Source organism: Psychrosphaera sp. 1_MG-2023 (assembly GCF_030548245.1).
Lineage (GTDB): Bacteria > Pseudomonadota > Gammaproteobacteria > Enterobacterales > Alteromonadaceae > Psychrosphaera > Psychrosphaera algicola.
In genome coordinates, this window is the sequence record NZ_JAUORW010000022.1 from 58,165 (window position 1) to 67,256 (window position 9,092).

7 protein-coding genes and 2 tRNA genes are annotated in these 9,092 nt (G+C 42.0%); 7 read left to right on the forward strand and 2 right to left on the reverse strand.

Features of this window, described 5'->3' with window-relative positions; genetic code table 11:
• Positions 1-23 precede the first annotated feature (23 nt).
• Both msrA and Q4575_RS17540 read right to left on the reverse strand, forming a co-directional pair.
• A complete protein-coding gene (msrA, locus tag Q4575_RS17535) occupies positions 24-1,238 on the reverse strand; it encodes a peptide-methionine (S)-S-oxide reductase MsrA (RefSeq protein ID WP_303523678.1) in 1,215 nt (404 codons plus the stop codon).
• Between the two features lie 161 nt (positions 1,239-1,399).
• Positions 1,400-2,677, reverse strand: a complete 1,278-nt coding sequence (locus tag Q4575_RS17540) for a GNAT family N-acetyltransferase (protein ID WP_303523673.1) — start codon at positions 2,675-2,677, stop codon at positions 1,400-1,402.
• A gap of 264 nt (positions 2,678-2,941) precedes the next feature.
• Here Q4575_RS17540 and Q4575_RS17545 point away from each other — a divergent pair, with 264 nt between their 5' ends.
• From Q4575_RS17545 to Q4575_RS17575, 7 genes are all read left to right on the forward strand, one after another.
• On the forward strand, positions 2,942-3,961 hold the full coding sequence (locus Q4575_RS17545; protein WP_303523674.1) for a hypothetical protein: 1,020 nt from the start codon (positions 2,942-2,944) through the stop codon (positions 3,959-3,961).
• Positions 3,942-4,430 (forward strand): regulatory protein RecX, encoded by a 489-nt coding sequence (locus Q4575_RS17550; protein WP_215963954.1) that lies wholly within the window; start codon positions 3,942-3,944, stop codon positions 4,428-4,430. The genes Q4575_RS17545 and Q4575_RS17550 overlap by 20 nt, the downstream gene beginning before the upstream one ends.
• A gap of 32 nt (positions 4,431-4,462) precedes the next feature.
• Positions 4,463-7,087: an alanine--tRNA ligase gene (gene alaS / locus Q4575_RS17555; protein WP_303523675.1), complete on the forward strand. Its 2,625-nt coding sequence runs from the start codon at positions 4,463-4,465 to the stop codon at positions 7,085-7,087.
• Positions 7,088-7,152: 65 nt separating this feature from the next.
• Positions 7,153-8,409 carry an aspartate kinase gene (locus Q4575_RS17560; RefSeq protein WP_303523676.1) on the forward strand — a complete coding sequence of 419 codons (1,257 nt, stop codon included), beginning with the start codon at positions 7,153-7,155 and terminating at the stop codon, positions 8,407-8,409.
• A 111-nt stretch (positions 8,410-8,520) separates the two neighbouring features.
• Entirely contained in the window at positions 8,521-8,712 is a 192-nt protein-coding gene (gene csrA / locus Q4575_RS17565; protein WP_215963951.1) for a carbon storage regulator CsrA, read from the forward strand.
• Between the two features lie 188 nt (positions 8,713-8,900).
• A tRNA-Ser gene (locus tag Q4575_RS17570) sits at positions 8,901-8,993 on the forward strand.
• A gap of 24 nt (positions 8,994-9,017) precedes the next feature.
• Positions 9,018-9,091, forward strand: a tRNA-Arg gene (locus Q4575_RS17575).
• Position 9,092 lies beyond the last annotated feature (1 nt).

The window sequence follows — 9,092 nt, forward strand, 5'->3', positions numbered from 1 at the left end:
ATTTTTACGTTTAAGCTGTAGTGTTAGTCTGCGACAAAGTCCAAAACCGTGGCATTGATGCAATAACGTTTGCTGCCATTAGGACCGTCATCAAATACATGGCCTAAATGAATATCCGAATCTTTCGCCCTAACTTCTGTTCGTTGCATTCCAAAGCGATTGTCTTCGACATACGTGACGGTACCGTCAATCGGTTTGGTAAACGACAGCCAACCGCTACCAGAGTTAAATCTATCGTCTGTGTCAAATAAGGCAATGCCAGATAATTTGTCGATAAATTTACCGTCAGGCGTATTTTTAAATAATTCATATTGTTTACAATAACGTGAGTCAGTGCCTTCGTTAAATGCAACGTTAAATGCTTCAGATTTACCCAATTTAAAATAACCTAAGGCTTTATAAAAATCCTTGTTATTCACATAACCTTGAATACCGTATTGTTCGACGCCGTCCTGCATAAATAATATGGTTGGTGTCGCCCAAGTTGGGGTGGTAACTTCAAGACCTTCGAGTTCCATGGCCTTACGAAAATGCATCGGCACCGAACCAGAGTAATTATTGGCAACGTCTTTTTTAAATAAGTCACAATAAGGGCAAAACTCAGAATCGATGATCACGATATGCTGGCCTGACAGTATGGCCGTATTATCAACCTCTCGAGATTTATCTTTAGTCTTATCAAACCGCACTCCGGTTGAATGGTCTGGACAATATCCGTTCGGGTTTTTGACTAAATAATCCTGATGATAAGTTTCCGCAGCATGAAATTTATCAAGAGGTGCTAGCTTGGTTGTTATTTTATCGAACCCCGCGTTTGTTAATAACGTCTGGTATTGTGCTTGCACCTCTAACGCAACTTGTTTTTCTGCAGGCGAGTTATACAAAATCGTAGATCGGTATTGGGTGCCAATGTCGTTACCTTGACGGTTTTGTTGCGTAGGGTCGTGCAATTCAAAAAAGTGTCTAAAAATTAATGACAAAGATATTTGTTCTGGGTTGAACGTAACTTCAATTACTTCGGCATAATTGTCTGGGTTAAATTTATGTTTACGTTGCGTTATGTTTCTATAAGTAGCATCAAAACCACGTCCGTCGGCATACCCCGATTTAACATCGATAACCCCCGGTAATAGAGCAAATTTTTTCTCCGCCCCCCAAAAGCAACCAAGTCCTAAAACAATACTACTTTGCTGCACACTGAGTTTGTCGGTTTTTACGGCGATGGGAAGGTCTCCCATCAAACTTTTAACTTCCTGAGCCTGGCTACATGCAGTGACAAAAACGGCTAAAACACAGGCCAAAATGAGAGAAGGCAACTTCATAATAAACTCCAAATGCGAGATGTATTTAGTAGAACGGTATTTTCACCATTTAATTTCACCAATGATACGGATGGGTCTTAACATTCGATCTTTTTAAAGGGCAGTTTTTTTTCACATTCAGCCATGTATAAACGATTATGGGCTTTTTCGTCCAGACAAAATCGCTTAATGGCTTGTTCAAATGGATCAAGGTAAATCGCATGATAAGAATAGGTCAATGTTGGCTTGAAGCCTCGACTGATCTTGTGCTCACCTTGAGTACCAGGGTTAAAGCAGGTTAAACCATGATCGATGCAATACGCGATTCCTTGGTAATAGCAGGCCTCAAAATGCAGAAGGTCGAATTGCTGATCAGAGCCCCAGTAGCGTCCATAAAGCGTATTAGCGTCAACAAAATACAGCGCAGTGGCAACAACTTGTTGGTCGTGGTAACACACGAGTAGTCGAATATTATCGGATAACGTAGAAAATATTTGGTCAAAAAAGGTTTGATTCAAATACCCCTGTTGTCCCCGTATTTCGTAAGTTAGTTGGTAAAAAGTGTAAAACGCGTGAGCCTCTGTTTTGGTGATTTCAGTTCCGGTTCGCCAAACGCATTCAATGCCTAAATTTTTAATCTGAAGACGTTCTTTTTTTATCGACTTGCGTTTTCTCGCCGTCATTGTCGAAAGGTAATGGTCGAAGTCTGCAAAGCGGTCAGCATTTATTAGATTCTGTTTGCTTGCAACATCAACGACTGGCTCTAGTGTTTCGGTGCAAGCGGAAACATCATTCACCAAATTAACAGGTACCGAATTGAACCAATGAAATTGATGACCTTCTCGGACCATTATTGCTGGTGGCAACTCTGAAGCTTCAAGGGAATTGGGGTAATTTAAATGCAGGCCAGTGTATTCTAACGTCTCGCGATAATGCTGCTGCAACGCGCTAAAAACATCAAATTCAGATAGGGTATCTGACCCTAGCCATTTTTTACATGGTACTGGAGTGAAGGGTATTGCGCATAACAGTTTTGGGTAGTACTCGATGCCATGCTGGTGGTATGCCTGAGCCCAAGCCCAGTCAAACACATACTCGCCGTATGAGTGGTGTTTTTCGTACATTATCAACAAGCCCAGTAATGTGTCTTGTTCATAAATCAAATGATACTTTGGTAACCATCCTGTATTTAGCCCAATACAGCCTGAATCTTCGAGCGCCTTCAAAAAGCCAAATTGGGTAAATGGTGAATCACTATGGCCAAAAATAAAATCGATTTGCTGGCCACTTAGCGCCGTATATGAATCGGCAACATTGACTTGAAGCAGTGCGTTATTAACAGAAATTGGAAATTCAAGCATACGAAAGTCAGACAAAAAGGTGCGTAGTTAGATGCATTTAGACTACCTTAATTGATGAAAGGAGTAACGAGTTAAAACAATCGAAACAAAATTTGTGTGCTCTAAGCAAATTGTACGATGGGTGTGGAGGGGAAATGTTATTCGGCAATATGATGTCACAATTTAGAATGCTTAATTATTAACGAAGGCCTAGTAATCATTAGCTTTTTAGGTATCATTACAGGCCATATTTGTCGTCATTATGGGCGACTTGTTTTAGACATTTTAGGTTAAAAGTTAATGCAATTAGCAGTCAGTAGAGTCAATTCGTTGCGTGCGTTTAGTTGGATTAAAAGTGGATGGCGACTTTTTACTCAGCAACCTGCACCATTTATGGCTATAGCCGGTATATTAATGGCTATTCAATTGCTTGCGAGTTTAGTCCCACTGGCCAGTTACGTTGCGGTTTTTCTTTTGCCATTTTTGACTATAGGTTTATATCAAGTTGCGTCGAAAGTTGAGCAAGGTGAGCAAGTTTCGGTAAACGATTTATTTCATTATCTATCGCGCATTCGAGAATACCGTGTGTTATTCCGGATTTCATTGGTGAGCATACTGCTGAGCATTCCTGCTTCAATGGCGGGTTCTAATATGGCTGAAGCCATGATTGGAGGCTTACCGCCAGCATTAGATCAACTTGTCATTTTTGTGCTCTTTATGGGGCTTAACTTTATGGCGACCGCGTTTTCAATTCCTGCTGCCTGGGTCAATCCCAACAGCTCAGTTAAAGTCCTTATTTACCAAAGCTTCCAAGCCGGATGGCAAAATGTCGTGCCGATGACAATTTATGGCATCGTGATTATGGCGATTTGGATGGTCAGTATGCCGGTTATTTTGATTGGTTGGCTAATTGCGCTGTCGTTGAGTAACCTGTCCTTCTATCACGCATTTTTGGATATCTATCAGCCAGTTAATAATGCTGAATCAAATTCGCAGGCACAAAGTACTGGCGAGCAGTCATCAGATGCTGAAATACCAGCAGTAGCAGACGCTCAAGAGACAAATACCGAAACGACTGAAAATCGACGGACAGAACGTGAACTAACTGACGAAGAAACATTGAAAAACGCTGCGGCAGACCGCAAGTTATCTTCTTCAGATGAAGTGGAGCGGGTATCGACAGATGATACGCAAAGTGAACGTGCTCAATCTGAAAAAACTGCGACAGAAGACAGTGAGGTGCAGGTAAAAGATGAAACCTCATCGCAAGAGACTGACGTAAAAGATATAAAGAGTTCGGATGAGTTGGACAAAAAATAAAGAATATGAGCTGATTACGGATCGCACTAAACTGCGTAATCGAGCGTTTTATTGGTTGTCTAAACGCGATTTTTCAGAATACGATTTTAGAAAGAAACTCGATAAAGTCTGTGAAGATGAAATTCTTAAAGAAGATCTGATTGCCGATTTTATCAAAAACGATTTTTTAAACGAAAGTCGATATGTGCGGGCGGTGGTAAAAACAAAAATCGCAGCGGGTTTGGGGTTAGTCCGAATACGCAACGATTTACGACCCCACGGCATTAAAAGTGAACAAATAGATGCTTTTGCTGAAACCCTTGAAGTTGATTGGTTTGAAAAGGCGAAAGCGACGTACCACAAAAAATATGGTGTTACTGAAATTGCAGATCATAAAGAACGGGCCAAACGGTATCGTTTTTTACAGTATCGCGGTTTTGGCTCAGACGAAATTAAATATGCAATGGCGACTGACCAAGACAATTGGTAATACAAACAACGTAAGACGATGAGCGAGAAAATATGTATAACACGACGGCCGGTTTAAGACAGGCATTTTTAGATTACTTTGCAAAAAACCAACATCAAATTGTTTCTTCAAGCTCATTAGTACCTGGGAATGACCCAACCTTATTATTTACTAATGCTGGCATGGTGCAGTTCAAAGATGTCTTTTTAGGGGCCGAAAGCCGCGCTTATACCCGCGCGACAACATCGCAACGTTGTGTCCGCGCAGGCGGTAAACACAATGATTTAGAGAATGTTGGATATACTGCCCGTCACCATACTTTCTTCGAGATGTTAGGTAACTTTTCATTTGGTGATTATTTCAAACGTGAAGCCATTCAATACGCTTGGGAATTTTTGACCGTTGTTATTAAGTTACCGCCAGAGAAATTAATGGTAACAATTTACGAAAATGACGACGAAGCGTTTGATATTTGGAATAAAGAAATTGGCGTTCCGGCGGAAAAAATCGTTCGTATAGGCGATAAGTCTCCGGAAAAAAAATACGAATCAGATAACTTCTGGGCTATGGGTGACACAGGTCCTTGTGGTCCTTGTTCTGAAATATTTTATGATCACGGTGAACACATATGGGGCGGGCCTCCAGGTTCACCTGAAGAAGACGGTGATCGTTTCATTGAAATTTGGAACATCGTATTCATGCAGTTCAACCGCAGTGCAGATGGCGTGATGAACCCACTTCCTAAGCCTTCTGTTGACACTGGCATGGGCATAGAACGTATTGCTGCGATTATGCAGGGAGTTCATTCGAACTACGAAATTGATATTTTCCAGACACTAATTAAAGCTACGGCTAAATTATTGAATGTAACGGATTTGGAAAATAAATCGTTACGGGTTATTTCTGACCATATCCGTTCATGTTCATTTATGATCGTCGATGGCGTAATGCCGTCAAACGAAGGCCGTGGATATGTATTGCGTCGTATTATTCGACGAGCAATTCGCCACGGATATCAGCTTGGTGGAAAGGATTTATTCTTTAATAAATTAGTTGCTACCTTAGTTCAGGAAATGGGCGAAGCCTATCCAGAACTTGCTCAAAAACAAGCGGTCGTAGAAAAAATGCTACGCATTGAAGAAGAGCAATTTGCTAAAACATTAGAACGCGGATTAGCACTTTTAGAGTCAAACTTAGCTGATATTAACGGCACAGAGATCCCAGGCGAGTTAGTCTTTAAACTGTATGATACATACGGGTTCCCTGCGGATTTAACGGCTGACATCGCACGTGAAAAAGAGCTTACGATTGACGAAGCTGGTTTTGAACGTGAAATGCAAGCACAACGCAAAAAATCACAAGCAGCGTCTAACTTCGGTGCGGACTACAACGACCAAATAAAATCAGAGAAATCGACTGAGTTTAAAGGTTTTGACAATACCTCATATGCCGCAAACGTTATTGAGTTGTTTAAAAATGGTGAGTCTGTTGCCAGTTTAGAAGACGGTGAAAGCGGTGTGGTAATTTTAGACAATACCCCATTTTATGCTGAGTCTGGTGGTCAATCTGGAGACAAAGGCACATTAGCGGCCGACTCTGCAGAGTTCACAGTTAATGATACGCAAAAAATTGGCAATGCGATTGGTCATTACGGCACAGTCATTGGAACATTAACAATTGGCAGTAAAGTGAATGCAGCGATAGACGAAGCGCGTCGAAGCGCGATTAAACAAAATCACTCTGCTACCCATTTATTACACGCTGCGTTAAGAACAGTATTAGGTGAGCATGTAGGACAAAAAGGTTCGCTTGTTGAAGCCGACAAATTCCGTTTTGACTTTTCACATTACGAAGGGGTGACAGCAGAGCAATTACAACTCGCTGAGCGTTTGGTTAATGAGCAAATTCAACAGAATCACGCATTAAATACAGAATTGATGCAAATTGATGCCGCTAAAGAAAAAGGCGCAATGGCGCTATTTGGTGAGAAATACGACGATGAAGTTCGTGTTGTCACTATGGGCGGTTTTTCTATTGAGCTTTGTGGCGGTACCCACGTTGGGCGTACTGGTGACATCGGTTTGTTAAAAATTGTTTCTGAAGCTGGTATTGCGGCAGGCGTTCGTCGAATTGAAGCAGTAACTGGTATGGCAGCTATCGCACAACTTCATGCAACTGAAAATGTCGTCAATACCGCAGCTAGCTTATTAAAAGGTGATGCGGCCACGTTGGTGGAAAAAGTTGAACAAACGCTAAATAAATCACGAGCGCTAGAAAAAGAACTTCGCCAATTGAAAGATAAATTAGCAAGTCAACAAGGTGGCGATTTAGTGTCACAGGCGAAAGACATCGGTGGTGTAAAATGCCTTATTGCTAATCTTGACGATGCCGATCCTAAATCTTTACGCGGTATGGTTGATGAGCTGAAAAACAAACTCGGTTCGGCGGTTATCGTATTAGCGGCATCGAGTGACTCAAAAGTCAGTTTGATTGCTGGTGTGACTAAAGATCTGGTGGGCAAAGTTAAAGCGGGCGAAATTGTCAATCATGCAGCATCGTTAGTTGGTGGTAAAGGTGGTGGTCGTCCAGATATGGCCCAAGCCGGCGGCTCACAACCCGAAAATGTGCCAGCGGCACTTGAGAGTGTTGAGCAGTTACTCAACGAAAAACTCAGTTAAAAATAACTTAAAATACCCAGCGTAAAGCTGGGTTTTTTGTTTATAACCCGATAAAAGAGAATAACTTGTCATTATTGGTGCATAAATATGGTGGCACATCGGTTGCCACTGTCGAGCGAATCAAGGCTGTGGCGGACCGTATCATTTATACGGTGCAACAAGGCCATCAAGTTGTTGTGGTTGTCTCGGCCATGGCAGGGGAAACTAATCGACTGATAGAACTTGCCGCTCAGGTTGATAATCAACCCTCGAGTCGTGAGCTGGATATGTTGATTACCACAGGTGAGCAGGTGAGTGCGTCGCTACTTGCCATGGCGCTAGTGTCAAAAGGGTATTCCGCCATATCTTTACTGGCCGAGCAAATTGGCATAAAAACCAGTAGTGAATTTGGTAAAGCAAGAATTGAGTCGGTAAGCCCAAAGATTATTCAAGAGCACTTGTCCCACGGTCGAATTGTTATAGCCGCCGGGTTTCAAGGTCGAAATAAAGAAAATGATGTTACAACGTTAGGTCGTGGTGGCACAGACACAACCGCAGTGGCGATAGCTGCAGCGTTAAAAGCTGACGAATGCCTCATATATACCGATGTTGATGGTGTATACACCACCGATCCGCGCATTGAGTCCAACGCTAGGCGTATAAAGCACTTGTTGTTTGATGAAATGCTAGAGTTGGCCAGTTTAGGTGCTAAGGTCTTGCAGAAGCGCTCAGTTGAAATGGCCCTAAATCATTCAGTTAAGTTGCGGGTACTTTCGAGTTTTACCGATTACGATACGCCCTATGCGGATTCAGGCACCTTAGTCACTTATGAGGAAAACCTTTTGGAACAATTAGCGGTTACAGCGATTTCTGCGATTAAAGATGAAGCGCTAGTGTGGTTTCATGATTTAGATCCCACGCATCTGACACCAGCGGACATTCTTGGAATGGTAGCAGATGAACATATTGAAGTAGATATGGTTGTGCAATCGATAGCACGCGGGACAAATGGCAACAAGTTTGACTTCGCTTTTACTGTTTCTGAGGCCGATTATGACAAAACAATGTCCATATTGGGCGGGTTGTCACAAAAAAGTGAAAATAAATCAAATGATAATGTGCAAGGTCGCAAATCTATTGCTAAGATTTCAGTAGTAGGAGTAGGGATGAGATCTCATGTTGGCGTCGTTAGTAAAATTCTAAAGACGTTAGCAGATGAACATGTTCATGTGGATTTGATCTCGACTTCTGAAATCAAAGTTTCCATTCTCGTCGAACAGAAATATATGGAACTGGCAGTGAGAGCGCTTCACAGTGCTTTTGCGTTAAACAAATGTTATTAGTAGAAATTGGATGTTTGTGGCACTACCTGTAGAATCACTCTCGTCAGCTTTTTGCTGGATATACGGCTTTCCTCTGGAAAGTAACATAAGCAAGCATATAAGGAGCTAATAATGCTTATACTAACTCGTCGTGTTGGTGAAACATTAATGATTGGTGACGAAGTCACTGTCACTGTATTAGGTGTAAAGGGTAACCAAGTAAGAATTGGTGTTAACGCCCCTAAAGAAGTTGCGGTTCACCGTGAAGAGATATACATGCGAATTCAGGCTGAAAAAGGTGGAACACCTTCAGAAGCGGAATAAGCATTTAGCCGACCTTGAGTCGGCTTTTTTATTTTAACGTTTTAAATTGTATGTAAACTTGGTTGATTATCCGTCAATCTGATGGGTAAACTTTCAAATTGGTCAAAATCAAAGCAGACAGTAATTTATTTGTTATTTTTTGTTTGACTTATATTTTCAGATCATTACTATACGCATCCACATTGAGTGGAGAGGTGGCCGAGAGGCTGAAGGCGCTCCCCTGCTAAGGGAGTATAGGGTTTGTAGCCCTATCGGGGGTTCGAATCCCCCCCTCTCCGCCATTCAATGTGTGTTAAAGATATAGCGCGCTCGTAGCTCAGCTGGATAGAGTACCTGGCTACGAACCAGGCGGTCGGAGGTTCGAATCCTCCCGAGCGCGC